Below are 282 nucleotides of genomic sequence, written 5' to 3' on the forward strand. Positions count from 1 at the left end.
GGGCGTGTCCGCGTTCGGCGCGATCTCATAGGCGACTTTCATCCCGACGGTGATTGCGCCGAGCTGGACCGCCGACCTGAGCCTCGAGCACTACGAACAGCGCGCCGCCTGGCGCCTGGGCGGCAGCGGCTCGCCGGGTTTGGCGCGCTTCCAGGCCGACTGGCTGCAGGTCGGTCTCTCGCACAAGTTCTGACCGGCATCGACGCCCCGAAACGACGACCCCGACACGACGAACCCGCAACGACGGACGGAAGCGACGAACGCGCCATGTGGTCCCTGCAC

The 282-nt window shown here is 68.8% G+C and carries 1 protein-coding gene; it reads left to right on the top strand.

What is annotated here, in order from left to right; translation table 11 throughout:
- Positions 1-49: 49 nt before the first annotated feature.
- Positions 50-193, top strand: coding sequence for a hypothetical protein (locus ACPYOG_RS19410; RefSeq protein ID WP_481295767.1), 144 nt, complete (start codon positions 50-52; stop codon positions 191-193).
- Positions 194-282: the final 89 nt, after the last annotated feature.

The sequence above is a fragment of the Leifsonia sp. HAY1-4F genome (genome assembly GCF_056755275.1).